Origin of the sequence: Vibrio ezurae NBRC 102218 (assembly GCF_000467185.1) — a bacterium.
Taxonomy (GTDB): Bacteria; Pseudomonadota; Gammaproteobacteria; order Enterobacterales; family Vibrionaceae; genus Vibrio; species Vibrio ezurae.
The window spans coordinates 1-15,562 of the sequence record NZ_BATM01000035.1 but is presented as its reverse complement, the minus strand read 5'-3'; the positions used below and the strand labels follow the sequence as shown (position 1 = coordinate 15,562).

Below are 15,562 nucleotides of genomic sequence, written 5' to 3'. Positions count from 1 at the left end.
GCATTTAGCCAGCCACTGGCTCAATATTAAGCGTTATATATCAAGATACTATACACAAGAGTCTGCAAAATAATATGCACAGCAACAACTTAAATCTACAATTCAATATTGACGCATGGAATGCCTACGCACCGGGCATATCAAACTCTGAGCAATGGCAAGAGTGGGCCAAAAATGGCGCTTGGCCAGAAGACGATTCATTGGTCACGTCTGCTATACCGCCTATGATGCGCCGTAGAATGAGCCGTTTAAGTAAATTAGCTGTGCAAACAACCATTGAGCTGCTCAACGAACACTCCGTGCACTATCTCGTGTTTGCCAGTCGTCATGGGGAGTTACATCGCAGCGCCAAACTGATCAATGATATTGTATTAGGTGAAGAAGCCTCTCCCATGGCATTTTCGCAATCGGTGCACAATACCGCAGCAGGCCTTGCAACCATTGCAACCAAAAAGCCAATACCTCTCACCTCTATCGCTGCCGCTGACAATACCTTTCAAAGCGCTCTTCTCGAAGCCTGGTTATATTTAAATCAACACCCGCAACATAAAGTGCTGGTGGTCGATTTTGATGAGCCTCTACCCGATACATACTCCAAATATGAAAACCAAGTTTACAACGGTTATGGGCTTGGGCTAGTGCTATCATATGGCGATAGATTCACAACCACTAAAAAAATGCTCACCGACACAGAAGAACAGACTCAGCCACAGGCTTTGAGCTTTCTTCAGCATTTTCTTAACGGTGATAGTAACTGGACAATCAAGTCATCACAGCAAATATGGGAGTGGTATAAAAAGCCATGAAGACACTAGAGCGCTATTGGCGTGTTTTCGCTACTGGGTTTTGCTTTGTTGTCTTTGGACTAGGTGGGCTAGTCTTAAGCTTTTTGATTATTCCTATTATTCATCTGTTTATAAAAAACCAAACAACGAGAGAGTTCAAGGTTCAGGGGCTCATTCAAACTACGTTTAATGCTTTTTGTAAGCTAATGAAGCGTACTGGTGTGATTGATTACCAGATAATCGGTGCTGATATATTAAAACAAGACTCAGATTGTTTGATTGTCGCAAACCACCCTAGCCTTATTGATTATGTCCTTATCGCATCACAACTTAAACGTTGCGATTGCTTAGTAAAGTCATCAATTTGGGCGAACCCTTTTATGAAACACATAGTAAAAGCGGCAGGTTATATTCCAAATGAAACCGCAGATGATCTTCTGTTACTATGTGAACAACGCTTTGAGAAGGGCAACGTGTTGCTTATCTTCCCAGAAGGGACAAGAACAACACCGGGCGTCGAGTCAAAGCTACAACGAGGAGCAGCTCAAATTGCCATACGTACTCAAAGAGATTTGCGTGTGGTGCATATTTCTGTGTCTTCGAGCTTTCTGACTAAACAAGGTAAATGGTATAACGTACCGTTATCTAAGCCTTTTTTTCGTATTGAGGTGAAAGATAAAGTGAAGGTTCAGCCTTTTATCGAACAAACAGAATCGCCGACAATTGCGGCTCGCCGTTTGCAGCGGCATTTAACTGAGATAATATTTCCTAATAATCATTAGCCATAAAGTAGGTCCCAGTGGAAAATTTACACAACGACATTAAACAACTGATCATCGATGCTCTAAATCTTGAAGACTTAACCATCGATGATATTGAAACTGAAGCGCCCCTTTTTGGTGATGGGCTAGGTTTAGATTCTATCGATGCCCTAGAACTGGGTCTTGCGATTAAAAAGAAATACAACATTATTATTGATGCAGATGACACCAATACTCGCGAGCACTTTGCTTCTGTTAGCAATCTCGCAGCTTACATCTCTTCACAGATCAGCGAATAATCCGTAGGTACAGACACTCATGACAGACGTAAGTAAAGATCAAGTATTTGATCAAGTTAAAGATGCCCTAGTAGAGCTATTCGAACTGGATAGCGCCGATATCGTGCCTGAAGCTCATTTATATACCGATCTTGATTTGGACAGCATTGACGCCGTTGATTTGGTTGTTCACTTACAAAATGTAACCGGTAAAAAGATCCAACCAGCCGAATTTAGCACTGTACGTACGGTTGATGATGTAGTGAACGCTGTCGCTGAGCTTCTAAAGGAAGACTAATGCGCCAATTGCTGACAATTCTGTCCGCTGTTGTCCTACTAGCCTATCCCTTTGCTGTGTACTTCGGCATCGATAGGTTTGGATTTTCCATCGTGGGGATTTTGTTGATCCTCGCGTTGGGAGTTCGCTTACTCAGTGTTCAAAAAACTAAACTTAAAGAGCTGAAATACGTCGCGCAAATCAGCGCTGTAACGGGCATCTCTCTGGTCGGTTTAGGACTCATTTTTAAACAACATGGTTGGCTGACATTTTACCCTGTGGTGGTCAATTTATGTATGTTAGTGGTATTCGCATCTAGCTTAAAACAGCCACAAACCATTATTGAACGCTTAGCAAGACTTCAAGATCCTGATTTGCCACAAAGTGGGGTCGACTACACGCGAAAAGTCACCCAAATTTGGTGTGTGTTCTTTATTTCTAATGGGTTATTTGCCCTGTATACCTGCTTTCATTCACTGCAGCTTTGGACACTCTACAACGGGTTAATTAGCTATATTCTTGCCGGATCATTATTCGCAATAGAGTGGATTGTTCGCCAGTTTCTCCTTAAGGATCGTAAGAAAAAATGAATCTAGATCGCCCTAGCTTTTCTTCTCTTACTCACCTATTGAGTACAGAGCGCCTTGGCACAACTGTTGTGGCCTTCGATCAGCAAACCTGCATTACGTGGCAACAGTTTCAAAGTGATGTGGCCTACTATGCCGATCACTTAGCTCAACACAGTGCACAACGTATTGCTTTGTGTTTTGGCAATAGCTACCTATTTGCCGTGAGCTTTTTTGCAGCTTGTTATGCCAATAAATCGTTGATATTACCTGGCAACTATCAGCCACAAGCCGTCAAAGAGTTAGGTCAACATTTTGATCTCGTTCTGCATGATGCTGATATCAGCATTAGCACTGAATTAGACACGCTTGAAGTCGTTCAATCTTCTGTTAGTGCACCGCTCATCCATAACAGTGTCATATCTATGCCGCTTAATATCGATGCCGTGTGCGTGACCTTATTTACATCTGGCTCCAGTGGCACCGCCAAAGCCATCGTCAAAAAGCTCAGACAGTTGGACGATGAAATCGCCATACTTGAATCCCTATGGGGAGCTGAGATGGTCGACACTCGTATTGAAAGCACAGTCTCTCACTTACACATTTATGGATTGCTGTTCCGACTGCTGTGGCCACTGTGTGCAGGTCGCCCTTTTGCGATACATAATTTAGAGTTTCCTGAGCAGGTTGCCCAGCACGCGAGTACAGATTCAGTATTGATCAGCAGCCCTGCGCTACTGAAACGTCTGACCAATCACTTATCGCCAGCGCCTTATCGTCGTATTGTCTCTTCAGGGGGGCCACTGCCAGAAACGGCAGCTAAACACAGTCTAACCTTATTCGGTACGCTTCCTTTAGAAGTCTTTGGGAGCACAGAAACCGGCGGCATTGCATTTCGCCAACAGCACTCTCCTACCTCACCTTGGCAGCTGTTTCCCAGTGTTGAGGCTGAGTTAAACAGCGAGCACTGCCTACGTTTACGTGCGCCACATATTGCCGGTGATCAATGGTACCAAACCGCTGATGAGTGCCAATTTCACGATAAGAATACGTTTGATCTTAAAGGTCGTACCGATCGTGTGATCAAAATTGAAGAAAAGCGTGTCTCGTTAGTGGAAGTCGAAAAACGTCTAGAGCAACTGAGCTGGATTGAAGAAAGTGCGACCATCCCGATGCAAGAAGGACACCGCTTAACTATTTGTGCGGTATTAGTGCTAACCGATGAAGGACGCAACGAAGTGCAAAGAATAGGCAAAGGTCCATTTTGGATTGCACTACGTAAAACTCTACGAGATTGGCTAGAGCCTGTTGCCATTCCGCGCAAATACCGCCTAGTCACTGAGATTCCCTTAAATAGCCAAGGGAAGCGACAAGTCAACGAAATTAAGACGCTGTTTCAAGCATGAACAAAATGACAGACTTGAAAAAGCACATGGGTGAGCACATGGATAAAAGAAAACCAACCATCATTGACATTGATGTTGCCGACACACAGGCAACATTGCGCTTAAACGTAGATGCAGACATTTTGGATTTTAAAGGCCACTTTGCTCATTTCCCTTTGTTACCTGGCGTCTCGCAAATTGATTGGGCCCTGTTCTATGCCATTAAATATCTTGGCACACCGGCAATATTTAAAGGGATGGAAGTCATTAAATTCCAAGAGCCTATCTTTCCTGATGCACTCGTTACCCTAGATCTTAGTTGGGACAACGACAAACAAAAGCTCACGTTCAAATACCGCTCTAAACAGGGTGATGAATGGGTTTCCCACTCCTCTGGCAAAATGAAACTAGGGAACTAACGTGGAAAAATACCAGCCGTGCTTTTTAATCCCTTGCTACAACCATGGCAGCACTATTGCCGCAGTGGTTGAATCACTGAACACGTTTTCGCTACCTTGTATTGTGGTCGATGACGGCAGTGATCATGCGACAAAACAAGCCCTGCAAGAATTAAACAACCATTGCGATGTGATCTTAGAGACTTTGCCTGAAAACTCTGGCAAAGGCGGCGCAGTGATGGCTGGCATTCGAAAAGCCCACCAGCTTGGATACACTCATGTCGTGCAAATTGACGCCGATGGTCAGCACGATATTGATGCCCTGCCTAAGCTTATTGCTTGCTCTGAAGAGAACCCAAGCCACTTAATTTCTGGTCAGCCCGTTTACGATGCCAGCGTGCCAAAATCACGATTATATGGCCGCTACGCGACACATATATGGGTATGGATAGAAACCTTATCGTTATCGATAAAAGACAGCATGTGCGGTTTTCGCGCCTATCCCGTGGCAAAAACAGTGGCGGTTTTGGATAAGTACCGCATAGGCCAACGTATGGATTTTGACATCGAAATCTTAGTGCGTATGTACTGGGAAGGTGTCGACATCGACTTTGTTGAAACCCACGTCATTTATCCAGAAGGCGGTATCTCTCACTTTGATGCATTATGGGACAACGTCAAAATCAGCTGGATGCACACACGCCTCTTTTTTGGCATGTTACCCAGAATCCCTAAGCTATTAGCACGCCACTGGCGAAAACCGGTAGCCTCAGATAAAGCCCATTGGTCAAAACGTAAAGAGCAAGGCACGGTGCTTGGCATCAAACTGATGCTGGCCATCTATAGCCTATTAGGGCGAAACGTCTTTAATCAAATACTTAAAGTAGTGATTCATTACTACCACTTCACTGGAAAAGACGCCAAGTTGGCTTCTGAGCAATACTTAGCGCAGATTCAACAGTATGCGACTGAACACGACATCACGTTGCCCAAATCGACAGACAGCTATCATCACCTGCTCTCATTTGGGCACACCATGCTGGATAAATTGGCCGCATGGAAAGGAGATTTCAATAATGAAAACCTTACCATTCATGGCAAAGAGCACTTTCCTAAGATCGCTGAAAGCCAGCGCGGTGTAATACTCATTGGTTCTCATCTGGGTAACATTGAGTTATGTCGTGCGCTGGCGCGTAAATACTCACACGTGAAAATTAATGCACTGGTGTTTACCGAACATGCCGAACGATTTAACACGGTAATGAAAACCGTAAATACCAATTCAGACCTAAACTTAATCCAAGTGAATACGATTGGGCCTGATACCGCTATATTACTGCAACAAAAAATAGAAGCGGGTGAATGGGTAGTGATTGTGGGCGATCGCACCTCAATCAGTAAAGAAAGCCGCGCAGTATGGGCTGACTTTTTAGGAAAACCCGCACCGTTTCCCCAAGGTCCATTTTTGCTAGCATCTGTGCTGAAAGCGCCCGTGTATTTGCTATTTGGATTGCGAGATGACTCGAGTGAAAAGCCGCTGTTTAACGTTTATTTCGAACCTTTTAGCGACACCATCATTCTTCCTCGAAAAGAACGTCAACAAGCCCTGCAAAACGTTGTGCAAAACTATGCCGACCGTTTGCAGCACTACACACTGCAAGCTCCTTTGCAGTGGTATAACTTTTTTAATTTTTGGACATTAAGTGATCAGAAAGATGACAGAAAATAACACTAGCACTATCACCTTTGGCGCTCAGGCGCTTTCTATAGAAGACGTTGTTGCCATTGCACAAGGTGCCAATGCCAACCTAAATAACGCACCAGAGTTCACCAGCAAAATTGATCGCGGTGTGGCGTTTTTAGAGCGTCTTTTAAAAGAAGATGGCGTGGTTTACGGTGTCACAACTGGCTACGGCGATTCATGCACAGTGGCAATTCCACCTAACTTGATCGACGACCTGCCATTGCACCTAACCCGTTTCCACGGCTGTGGTCTAGGTGACATTCTAACGCACGAGCAATCTAGAGCAGTTCTTGCGACTCGTCTGTGTTCTCTAGCACAAGGTGTATCAGGTGTTACGCATGAATTGTTAAATCAAATCATTACTCTGATCAACCAAGATATCACGCCACGTATCCCTCAAGAAGGCTCCGTTGGCGCAAGTGGCGACTTAACACCGCTGTCTTACCTTGCGGCCGCGTTAATTGGCGAGCGTGACGTAATGTACAAAGGCGAAACTCGCCCAACCGCAGAAGTATTTGCAGAGCTAGGCATTGATCCAATTCGCCTGAAGCCTAAAGAAGGCCTAGCACTGATGAACGGTACAGCAGTCATGACAGGTATTGCTTGTCTTGCCTACAAACGCGCAGAATACCTTGCTCAGCTTTGTTCTAAAATTACCGCACTTGTATCAGTGGGCATGAACGGCAACCAATTCCACTTCGACGAAGCATTATTTGCGGTGAAACCTCATCCAGGTCAACAGCAAATCGCCGCATGGATTCGCGATGATCTGAAAGCAGAGCGTCCACCGCGCAACAGTGACCGTCTACAAGACCGTTACTCACTACGCTGTGCACCACACGTTATTGGCGCGGTGCAAGATTCTCTACCGTGGATTCGTTCTTTAATTGAAAACGAACTTAACAGTGCCAATGATAACCCTATCATTGACGGTGACAACGAGCGTGTACTGCACGGTGGTCACTTCTACGGCGGCCATATTGCTATGGCTATGGACACCTTGAAAACCGGTATTGCTAACCTAGCAGACCTTCTTGATCGTCAAATGGCTCAGCTAATGGATTATAAGTTCAACAACGGACTTCCATTTAACCTAACTGGCGCAGAAGGCGAAAGAAAGCCAATCAACCACGGCTTTAAAGCCGTACAAATTGGTATTTCTGCATGGACAGCTGAAGCACTAAAACACACTATGCCAGCGAGCGTATTCTCTCGTTCGACTGAGTGTCATAACCAAGATAAAGTCAGCATGGGGACCATTTCTGCACGTGACTGTGTACGCGTTCTTGAGCTTACAGAACAAGTCGCAGCTGCTTCGTTACTGGCCAGTGTACAAGCGCTTGAAATTCGCCGTCGTCACAATGAATTGGATGAAGAGCACCTGAGCTCAAATCTAAAAGCGATTCGTGATGCAGTACTAAGCGAGTTCACATTTGTCGAAGAAGATCGCCCTCTTGAGCATGACTTACGCCACTTTATGGCTCGTATCCAACAGCGCCACTGGCCTCTATACTCGGAGAAATAATGGCAAGCGACAGCCGATTTTTGCTCGAATCTGAGGTGACATTAGTCACCTCTTTTCAGGATGCGGATCCCATGGGGGTCATTTATCACGGCAACTACTTTCGTTTTTTCGAAGAAGCTCGTCGAGTATTAATGGACAAGATTGGCTATGGTTATTTAGCCATGAAAGAATCGGGGTATATGTGGCCGATCATTGACACTCGAGTGCGTTATGTCAAAGCAATTCCTTTTGGTCATGAGATCAAGGTGGTTGCAACATTGACGGAGTGGGAAAATCGGTTACGCGTTGACTATGTAATCTACGATGCAGCAACAAAGCAAAGAATGTGTAAAGCACACACTATGCAAGTGGCGGTATCTATAGACAGCGAAGAAATGTGTTTTGTATCGCCTAAGGTATTGACCGATAAAGTCGAATACTGGCATAGCCATGGCCATAACCCCGAGTCATAACAGACTCACAAGTGACGTTTACACAGCGAGAAATAGCACCATGAAAAACCGCAACCTAACCCAGTGGCTGTTGATGGCCTTAATGATAGTGTCGCCATTGTCATACGCTCAAGTAACCGATCTTGCCTCTTTGCAAACGCAGTTGGCTAAACACCCGATGGTTCGAGGTGATTTTACTCAATTGCGTAGCATTGAGATGTTTGCCCAGCCTCTGCGCTCACAAGGCACATTTACTCTCAGCAAGAATGAGGGGTTATTGTGGCAACAAAATACGCCATTCCCCGTCAATCTAGTGTTAACCAAAGACAAACTGCGCCAAACATTTGCCAACCAAACCCCTCAAGTGATCACGGCCAAAGACAACCCGATGGCGTTCTATTTTAGCCATGTATTCTTAGCGGTATTTCATGGGGACACTCAAGCATTAAAAGCACAATTCGACATAGATTTTAGTGTAAAATCAAGTGTTTGGACTATTACATTGACACCAACGCAAGCTCCGTTAAACTCGGTCTTTACCTCGATTGTATTAGTCGGTAAAGACAACATCGATAGCCTCACTTTACAAGAGATCCGTGGTGATAAAACCGAGATAGTCTTTTCCAACCAAACCCATCAACCTGAGAATCTAAATGATGCTGAAAAAGCTCAATTCAGCTTCAAATAACCCTCAGCCAATGAGCAACAGCCACAAAGTCGCCTACGCATGGCTCGCTTTGGTGCTGTTGTTTGTCGCGATGTTGGCAAAACAGTGGATGTGGTCAGCCCACTCCCCTATCGAGACGAATATCCTAAAGCTATTACCGATCAATGAGCAAAATCCGGTGGTAGAGCAAGCCTTTGAATCTCTCTCAGGTAATTTAAGTAATAAAGTGGTGTTTGCGATTACCGCAAACGACGATGCTATTTATACCGCCGCAGGCCAATTAGAAACATCGTTAGCAAACACTGGACTGTTTAAGGATGTGGTCGGAAAAGTCAGTGCTGATCAGCAACAGCTATGGGCGTCTTATTATTTTAAAAACCGCTTTCAACAATTGACGCCCCAGCAACGAGAGCGCCTACAACGTGCCCCTCAAGATCAGGTTCAATTAGTGGTGCAATCTGTCTATAACCCATTTTCTGGTGTGACAGGTACTGAACTCAGCAGCGATCCATTTTTACTGTTTCGAGACTATTTATCGCAGTTAACGCAAAACAGCTCAGCATTTACTATCGACAATGGTTTTCTATCGGCTGATCACCAAGGCAGTAAATATCTGCTCGTGACCGCCACCCTCAAAGATTCACCTTATAGCTTGAGTGCGCAAAAAGGCGTACCTAAAATTCTAGCCATTGAGCACTCACTATCGGAGCAATTTCAGGCAAAAACGCTTCATACTGGCGTTTTATTTTATGCGGAGTTCGGCACCCAAAGTGCCAAGTCCGAGATCAGCACTATCGGCTTATTTTCACTGTTAGGCGTTATTGTGTTGGTGATTGGCGTCTTTCGTAGTGCGATGCCACTACTGCTTGCGATTCTGTCCATTAGTGTGGGCCTGTTATCCGCACTAGCCCTGACGACGTTGATCTTTGGGCGTATCCATCTGTTTAGTTTAGTCTTTGGTGCAAGCCTGATTGGGGTCTCCATTGATTACGCATTTCATTACCTCACTGAGCGTCTTGCCGCGGGGCAGGAATGGGACAGTCGCCAAGGCTTAAAGCACATTTTTATCGCAATAACCATGGGACTTGCTACTAGCTTAATTGGCTATTTAGGCATGCTCATTGCGCCATTTCCTGGCTTGCAACAGTTAGCTCTATTCTCCTCTATTGGTTTAATTGCCGCCTATGTTACCGTGGTTGCTTGGTACCCTATTTTAGCGGCTAAACCCAGTGTAAGCCGAACCCTTCCGGGTAAACTGCTTTGGCAAAAATGGCTGACTTTATGGTCGAAAAAGCCCGTTAAATATGCCCTACCTATCCTGTGCTTATTGGTCTCGCTAGTCCCTTTACTGCACCTGCAATACAACGACGATATACGTCAATTGCAAGCCATGCCTGAAAATCTAAAACAGCAAGAACAGTTTATTGCTCAGCTCAGTGGGAAAGCCTCTTCACAACAAATGTTGGTTGTCACCGCGGCCAACGATGAAGCTTTATTGCAACGCTTAGAATCCCTAGAGCCAACTCTTAATCGCTGGCAAGGTAATGGCACCATTAAAGGCTATCAAGACCTGTCTCAATATATAAGCTCAGCGTCACGTCAAAAGCAAAGCCACCAACTCATTGAACACTTGTATCACACACAAGCAGGAGCGTTGAGCAAAGCGCTGTCTCTCACTGATACACCCCATGTTTTACAACCTTTTGCTCCTGTTTCTCTACAAGATTATTTAGGGCACGTTGTCTCTGAACCAACGCGATTTTTATACGTAGGAAACATCGAAAATAGCGTTGCCAGTGTGGTGCTATTAAATGAGCTCCACCACCCTAAGCAAGTCAAAGCCTTTGTCTCTACGCAAGCGGATATCAGCTACCTAAACAAGGCAGAAGAGATTTCGTCCTTATTTGCGAAATATCGCGTTAAAGTGGTTGAGCTATTACTGGCAGCACTGAGCGTCATCGCTCTGATACTGGTTAAACGCTACGGATTTAGACATACGGTGAAGATTTTACTGCCGTCTGTGATTGCCTGCTTGGCAGGGCTGGCCGCTGCCTTAACCATCAGTGCCTCATTGAATCTGTTTAATTTGCTGGCGCTTATTTTAATCATTGGGATCGGTATCGATTACACTTTATTTTTTGCAGAGAAGTCACGTAGCCCAAGTACGTTGCTGGCAATTACCCTGTCAGCAATGACCACACTACTTTCATTTGGGTTACTGTCACTTAGCCAAACCCATGCCATTCATAGCTTTGGTATCACGGTATTGTGTGGCATTTTTGTCGCATGGTTGTTGTCACCGTTAGCCATTACCCAAAAGGATCAATAATGAGGCTTTGTCGATACTCTCAATCACTGCTTACTTTACTGCTCAGCTTGGTATTAAGTGCGTGTGTTTCTACACCAGTAACGCATACGCCTGCGGTCAACATCACGGCGCATAAGCAAGTGCATCTACCTACGGCCGACTCTCTAGGTTATGCACTAACAGCCAGTCAATTGATTGAAGCCAGCTGGCATAACGGACAGCAAACCCGTACAGAGCAACTGCCTGTTCAGCTGCAAGTCACCAAAGACAAGCTGGTGTTGGCAGGATTTTCCTCGTGGGGAACGAGAATATTATCCCTTGAATACCAAGGCGATAAAGTCACCAGTGAGGTACTGGCTGGGCTGAACAATGTGTTACCTGCTCCAGAGCAAGTACTGTTTAATCTAATGATTACAGTGTGGCCTGTTTCCGCTTGGGAAGGCCCATTAAGTGAAGTAAATTGGAAAATTATAGAGACTGAAAATAGCCGAAGCATCTACGACGACAGTGGTAAAGAAGTCATCAATATCCAATACAGTCATGAAGATAAACTCAGTGGTAAAATTATTTTCCATCATCTTATTGATGATTACACTATAACTATTACTACGCTTCAATTTCAAAAAACTGATTAGCATCATAGATAGCCATAATGACAACACAACAATCTCAACCTATTTTCATCCATGACTGTGGCTTTCACTCAGCAATGGGAGCCAGCCACACCCAGATACATCAATGTCTGTCTGGTCTGCGCGCCTCGCATATGGTGCAAGACGCGCACATACTCAATACCAATACAGCAACGGTCATTGGCCGAGTACAAGAGTCTTTGCCAAAGATCCCACAGCACCTAGCTCATTTCGATACTCGTAATAATCAACTCGCACTTTCAGCGATGCAACAAATTGAAGCTACCGTTACTGATGCTATCGCTCAATATGGTCAGCACCGTATCGCCGTTGTGATTGGCACAAGTACCTCTGGCATTGCCGATGGTGAGGCTGCTTTTCAACATAAGTTGCAGCAGGGTGATTTCCCAGAAGACTTTCACTATCGTAAACAAGAGCTAGGCAACAGCAGTGATTTCATTGCCGCCTACTTTGGCATCACGGGCCCTTGTTACTCAATTTCGACAGCATGCTCTTCCAGTGGACGGGTATTTATCAGTGCACAACGCTTGTTGCGCAGCGGTATTGTTGATGCTGTTTTAGTGGGCGGTGTAGACTCTATTTGCCAACTCACATTAAATGGCTTTAACGGTCTAGAGGCCCTTTCCAATACCCTTTGTCAACCGTTCGGTGCTGCGCGTGATGGCATTAACATTGGAGAGTCTGCCGCTTTGATGCTGCTAAGCCAAACTCCTTTGAGCACTCCTAACGTTGCAAACATTGCTTTATTGGGTGCTGGAGACAGCTCAGATGCCCACCATATTTCAGCGCCACACCCCGATGGACTGGGCGCAAAACGCGCCATGCAAAAAGCATTAGACGACGCCGGATTACAGACTGAAAATATTGGTTACGTCAATGCACATGGCACAGCAACACCACTTAACGATAGTATGGAGAGCAAAGCCATCTATCGATTGTTTGCAGACCAAGTGGCGGTGAGCTCAACAAAGCCTCTAACTGGCCATACTCTGGGTGCCGCCAGTGCAACGGAAGCGGCGATTGCTTGGCATATTTTAAAATACGACTTAGAACTTCCCCTCCAACATTGCAAAGAAAAAGCAGAGGATATCGACGTGTCACTGGTTGAAACGCCGACCAAGTTGCACGGTAAAGCTATCTTGAGTAATTCTTTTGCGTTTGGTGGAAATAATATCAGCCTAATTTTTGGTTTAATAAATGACTGACTACCCACCGATTGCACAGTTAGTGCCTCATGATGAACCAATGATCTTTGTTGATAGAGCTTTGGATATCCAGCAGGATACCGTGCACTGTCAAGTAGACATTGGTGAACACAATCTATTTTTCGATCTTGAGACAAAGCAAATTCCCGCCTACGTAGGTATTGAGTTTATGGCTCAATCACTCGCGGCTTGGTCGGGTTATCACTCACTACAAAAAGGTGAGCAACCCGCGATTGGTTTTTTGCTAGGAAGTCGACGTTACACTGCGCATTGTGACGCATTCGAAAAAGGGCAAACACTGGATGTTTACGCTGAAAAATTGATGGAAGATAATGGTATGGCTGTGTTTACAGCTCGCATCGAGTTTGAGAAAACCGTCTTGGCAAGTTGCCAACTGAATGTGTATGTACCATCCAAAAACAAATTACAAGAAATGAAGACTAGGAGTCAACAATGACCCGACAAGTGTTGGTGACAGGCGCAAGTAAAGGGATTGGCAAGGCCATTGCCATTCAATTGGCTAATGATGGATTTACCATTGCCGTCCACTACATGGGAGACCAACAAGGTGCCCAAGATACTCTAAACACCATTGAAGAGAATGGTGGCAAGGGGCGTCTTATCCAATTTGATATCAGCGACCGCCAGCAGTGTCGCACTGAACTTGAAGCTGATATTGAAACTCATGGCGCCTACTATGGTGTTGTCAATAATGCCGGAATTACACGCGATACGGCTTTTCCTGCCATGACAGAAGAGCAATGGGATGGGGTCATTCACACCAATCTAGATAGCTTTTACAATGTACTGCATCCTTGTGTCATGCCTATGGTTCAAAAGCGTAAAGGCGGACGTATCGTGTGTCTAACCTCTGTTTCAGGGTTAATGGGTAACCGTGGTCAAACGAACTACAGTGCCGCTAAAGCCGGCATTATTGGTGCGACTAAGTCACTGGCACTTGAGCTGGGTAAAAGAAAAATTACCGTGAACTGCGTAGCGCCAGGTTTAATCGATACCGGTATGGTTGATGAGCACGTTAAAGAACATGCACTGCCACAAATTCCACTACGCCGTATGGGTGAGCCTGAAGAAGTCGCAGGATTAGTCAGCTATTTAATGTCTGATATTGCGCGATATGTCACCCGCCAAGTTATTTCTGTCAACGGAGGCTTAATATGAAGCGCAGAGTTGTTGTAACGGGTATGTCCGGTGTTACCGCATTTGGTAACGACTGGGAAACGATTGAACCCAAACTGCGTGCTTGCGAAAACGCCACTCAATATATGCCTTCTTTTGAGCAGTATGATGGTCTTAATACCAAGCTAGCCGCACCTATCGATAATTTTGAATTGCCAAAACACTACAAGCGCAAACAAGTGCGTGGTATGGGGCGAGTCTCAAAACTGGCGACTGTCGCCACCGAAAATGCACTGCAAACCGCCGGTTTGCTTGGTGCTGAGATACTGACCAACGGCCAAACTGGTATTGCCTATGGTTCATCAACAGGCAGCACCGATGCCATCGGCGCTTTTGGCGTGATGCTGAATGACAAAACCACCAAAGCCATCACCGCAACCACTTATGTGCAGATGATGCCGCACACTGCCGCGGTCAATGTAGGGTTATTTTTTGGCTTAAAAGGTCGCGTAATTCCTACAAGCAGTGCGTGTACTTCAGGTAGCCAAGCCATTGGTTACGCTTATGAAGCTATTAAACACGGCTATCAAACCGTGATGGTTGCCGGTGGCGCAGAAGAGCTTTGCCCTACGGAATCCGCAGTATTTGATACGTTATTTGCCACCAGCTTAAAAAATGATGCACCGAAAAGCAGCCCTCGCCCTTACGACTCTGATCGTGATGGTTTGGTGATTGGTGAAGGTGCAGGCACTTTAGTGCTTGAAGAGTATGAGCACGCCAAAGCGCGCGGTGCAAAAATTTATGCTGAAGTGATTGGCTTTGCTAGCAACTGCGACGCAGCTCATGTGACCCAGCCACAAAAAGAAACCATGCAAATTTGTATGGAAATGGCATTGCAAGACGCTGAGCTAGACCCGAAAGTTATCGACTATGTTTCTGCTCACGGCACGGCGACCGATCGTGGTGATATCGCAGAAAGTAATGCGACTGAAAGCGCACTAGGTAATGTGCCGATCAGCTCTCTAAAAAGCTACTTTGGGCATACCTTAGGAGCATGTGGCGCGATTGAAGCTTGGCTAGGTATTCAAATGATGCATACCGGTTGGTTTAACCCGACACTGAATTTAGAAAACATCGATGAGCAGTGTGGTGACTTAGACTACATTACCGGTGAAGGCCGTGCGTTAGATGTCGAATATATGATGAGCAATAACTTTGCCTTTGGCGGTATTAATACGTCATTGATCTTTAAGAAAAGTATCGACTAATCATCGATGATATCAGGACAATACTATTTGTTCAGTTAAATAAAATCACCGCAGAATTTCTGCGGTGATTTTTTATATCTTATACTAATCGCACTCAGTCAGTGATTAGAAATAGCGCAGGAAAAATGCTCGAAAACAAGGCAGATTTTTTTGATAAGTCGTTATTCTACAATC

Annotated in this window: 17 protein-coding genes; all 17 read left to right on the top strand. The window is 45.1% G+C overall.

All coding sequences use genetic code 11. From position 1 onward, the window contains the following. Positions 1–74 precede the first annotated feature (74 nt). From VEZ01S_RS10925 to VEZ01S_RS10845, 17 genes are read left to right on the top strand one after another with little or no spacing between them, the layout of a single operon-like run. Positions 75–806 carry a beta-ketoacyl synthase chain length factor gene (locus tag VEZ01S_RS10925; RefSeq protein ID WP_021714104.1) on the top strand — a complete coding sequence of 244 codons (732 nt, stop codon included), beginning with the start codon at positions 75–77 and terminating at the stop codon, positions 804–806. After that, positions 803–1,567, top strand: a complete 765-nt coding sequence (locus VEZ01S_RS10920) for a lysophospholipid acyltransferase family protein (RefSeq protein WP_021714103.1) — start codon at positions 803–805, stop codon at positions 1,565–1,567. The genes VEZ01S_RS10925 and VEZ01S_RS10920 overlap by 4 nt, the downstream gene beginning before the upstream one ends. A gap of 17 nt (positions 1,568–1,584) precedes the next feature. After that, positions 1,585–1,845: a phosphopantetheine-binding protein gene (locus VEZ01S_RS10915; protein WP_021714102.1), complete on the top strand. Its 261-nt coding sequence runs from the start codon at positions 1,585–1,587 to the stop codon at positions 1,843–1,845. A gap of 19 nt (positions 1,846–1,864) precedes the next feature. After that, entirely contained in the window at positions 1,865–2,122 is a 258-nt protein-coding gene (locus VEZ01S_RS10910; protein ID WP_021714101.1) for an acyl carrier protein, read from the top strand. Further along, on the top strand, positions 2,122–2,691 hold the full coding sequence (locus tag VEZ01S_RS10905; RefSeq protein WP_021714100.1) for a COG4648 family protein: 570 nt from the start codon (positions 2,122–2,124) through the stop codon (positions 2,689–2,691). The genes VEZ01S_RS10910 and VEZ01S_RS10905 overlap by 1 nt, the downstream gene beginning before the upstream one ends. Further along, on the top strand, positions 2,688–4,073 hold the full coding sequence (locus VEZ01S_RS10900; RefSeq protein ID WP_021714099.1) for an AMP-binding protein: 1,386 nt from the start codon (positions 2,688–2,690) through the stop codon (positions 4,071–4,073). The genes VEZ01S_RS10905 and VEZ01S_RS10900 overlap by 4 nt, the downstream gene beginning before the upstream one ends. Before the next feature lie 38 nt (positions 4,074–4,111). Beyond that, the gene (locus tag VEZ01S_RS10895) at positions 4,112–4,471 is read left to right on the top strand and encodes an ApeI family dehydratase (RefSeq protein ID WP_040890785.1); all 360 of its coding nucleotides are present in this window, start codon (positions 4,112–4,114) and stop codon (positions 4,469–4,471) included. A gap of 1 nt (position 4,472) precedes the next feature. Then, positions 4,473–6,179, top strand: a complete 1,707-nt coding sequence (locus VEZ01S_RS10890; RefSeq protein ID WP_021714097.1) for a glycosyltransferase family 2 protein — start codon at positions 4,473–4,475, stop codon at positions 6,177–6,179. Then, complete coding sequence (locus VEZ01S_RS10885) at positions 6,166–7,719, top strand: HAL/PAL/TAL family ammonia-lyase (protein WP_021714096.1); 1,554 nt, start codon at positions 6,166–6,168, stop codon at positions 7,717–7,719. The genes VEZ01S_RS10890 and VEZ01S_RS10885 overlap by 14 nt, the downstream gene beginning before the upstream one ends. Next, the gene (locus tag VEZ01S_RS10880) at positions 7,719–8,171 is read left to right on the top strand and encodes an acyl-CoA thioesterase (RefSeq protein ID WP_021714095.1); all 453 of its coding nucleotides are present in this window, start codon (positions 7,719–7,721) and stop codon (positions 8,169–8,171) included. Before VEZ01S_RS10885 ends, VEZ01S_RS10880 begins: the two co-directional genes overlap by 1 nt. Before the next feature lie 40 nt (positions 8,172–8,211). Beyond that, positions 8,212–8,838: an outer membrane lipoprotein carrier protein LolA gene (locus VEZ01S_RS10875; RefSeq protein WP_021714094.1), complete on the top strand. Its 627-nt coding sequence runs from the start codon at positions 8,212–8,214 to the stop codon at positions 8,836–8,838. Then, on the top strand, positions 8,807–11,146 hold the full coding sequence (locus tag VEZ01S_RS10870) for an MMPL family transporter (protein WP_040890784.1): 2,340 nt from the start codon (positions 8,807–8,809) through the stop codon (positions 11,144–11,146). Before VEZ01S_RS10875 ends, VEZ01S_RS10870 begins: the two co-directional genes overlap by 32 nt. Beyond that, complete coding sequence (locus VEZ01S_RS10865; RefSeq protein WP_021714092.1) at positions 11,146–11,760, top strand: DUF3261 domain-containing protein; 615 nt, start codon at positions 11,146–11,148, stop codon at positions 11,758–11,760. The genes VEZ01S_RS10870 and VEZ01S_RS10865 overlap by 1 nt, the downstream gene beginning before the upstream one ends. 17 nt (positions 11,761–11,777) lie before the next feature. Continuing rightward, complete coding sequence (locus VEZ01S_RS10860; RefSeq protein WP_021714091.1) at positions 11,778–12,983, top strand: beta-ketoacyl-[acyl-carrier-protein] synthase family protein; 1,206 nt, start codon at positions 11,778–11,780, stop codon at positions 12,981–12,983. Beyond that, positions 12,976–13,440 (top strand): hotdog family protein, encoded by a 465-nt coding sequence (locus tag VEZ01S_RS10855; protein ID WP_021714090.1) that lies wholly within the window; start codon positions 12,976–12,978, stop codon positions 13,438–13,440. The genes VEZ01S_RS10860 and VEZ01S_RS10855 overlap by 8 nt, the downstream gene beginning before the upstream one ends. Next, positions 13,437–14,162: a 3-ketoacyl-ACP reductase FabG2 gene (locus VEZ01S_RS10850; RefSeq protein WP_021714089.1), complete on the top strand. Its 726-nt coding sequence runs from the start codon at positions 13,437–13,439 to the stop codon at positions 14,160–14,162. The genes VEZ01S_RS10855 and VEZ01S_RS10850 overlap by 4 nt, the downstream gene beginning before the upstream one ends. Beyond that, on the top strand, positions 14,159–15,388 hold the full coding sequence (locus VEZ01S_RS10845) for a beta-ketoacyl-ACP synthase (RefSeq protein WP_021714088.1): 1,230 nt from the start codon (positions 14,159–14,161) through the stop codon (positions 15,386–15,388). The genes VEZ01S_RS10850 and VEZ01S_RS10845 overlap by 4 nt, the downstream gene beginning before the upstream one ends. Positions 15,389–15,562: the final 174 nt, after the last annotated feature.

Coding starts and splice junctions, on each gene's coding strand:
- VEZ01S_RS10925 (WP_021714104.1), top strand. CDS start 75: ATGCACAGCAACAACTTAAATCTACAATTCAATATTGACGCATGGAAT.
- VEZ01S_RS10920 (WP_021714103.1), top strand. CDS start 803: ATGAAGACACTAGAGCGCTATTGGCGTGTTTTCGCTACTGGGTTTTGC.
- VEZ01S_RS10910 (WP_021714101.1), top strand. CDS start 1,865: ATGACAGACGTAAGTAAAGATCAAGTATTTGATCAAGTTAAAGATGCC.
- VEZ01S_RS10905 (WP_021714100.1), top strand. CDS start 2,122: ATGCGCCAATTGCTGACAATTCTGTCCGCTGTTGTCCTACTAGCCTAT.
- VEZ01S_RS10900 (WP_021714099.1), top strand. CDS start 2,688: ATGAATCTAGATCGCCCTAGCTTTTCTTCTCTTACTCACCTATTGAGT.
- VEZ01S_RS10895 (WP_040890785.1), top strand. CDS start 4,112: ATGGATAAAAGAAAACCAACCATCATTGACATTGATGTTGCCGACACA.
- VEZ01S_RS10885 (WP_021714096.1), top strand. CDS start 6,166: ATGACAGAAAATAACACTAGCACTATCACCTTTGGCGCTCAGGCGCTT.
- VEZ01S_RS10880 (WP_021714095.1), top strand. CDS start 7,719: ATGGCAAGCGACAGCCGATTTTTGCTCGAATCTGAGGTGACATTAGTC.
- VEZ01S_RS10875 (WP_021714094.1), top strand. CDS start 8,212: ATGAAAAACCGCAACCTAACCCAGTGGCTGTTGATGGCCTTAATGATA.
- VEZ01S_RS10870 (WP_040890784.1), top strand. CDS start 8,807: ATGCTGAAAAAGCTCAATTCAGCTTCAAATAACCCTCAGCCAATGAGC.
- VEZ01S_RS10865 (WP_021714092.1), top strand. CDS start 11,146: ATGAGGCTTTGTCGATACTCTCAATCACTGCTTACTTTACTGCTCAGC.
- VEZ01S_RS10860 (WP_021714091.1), top strand. CDS start 11,778: ATGACAACACAACAATCTCAACCTATTTTCATCCATGACTGTGGCTTT.
- VEZ01S_RS10855 (WP_021714090.1), top strand. CDS start 12,976: ATGACTGACTACCCACCGATTGCACAGTTAGTGCCTCATGATGAACCA.
- VEZ01S_RS10850 (WP_021714089.1), top strand. CDS start 13,437: ATGACCCGACAAGTGTTGGTGACAGGCGCAAGTAAAGGGATTGGCAAG.
- VEZ01S_RS10845 (WP_021714088.1), top strand. CDS start 14,159: ATGAAGCGCAGAGTTGTTGTAACGGGTATGTCCGGTGTTACCGCATTT.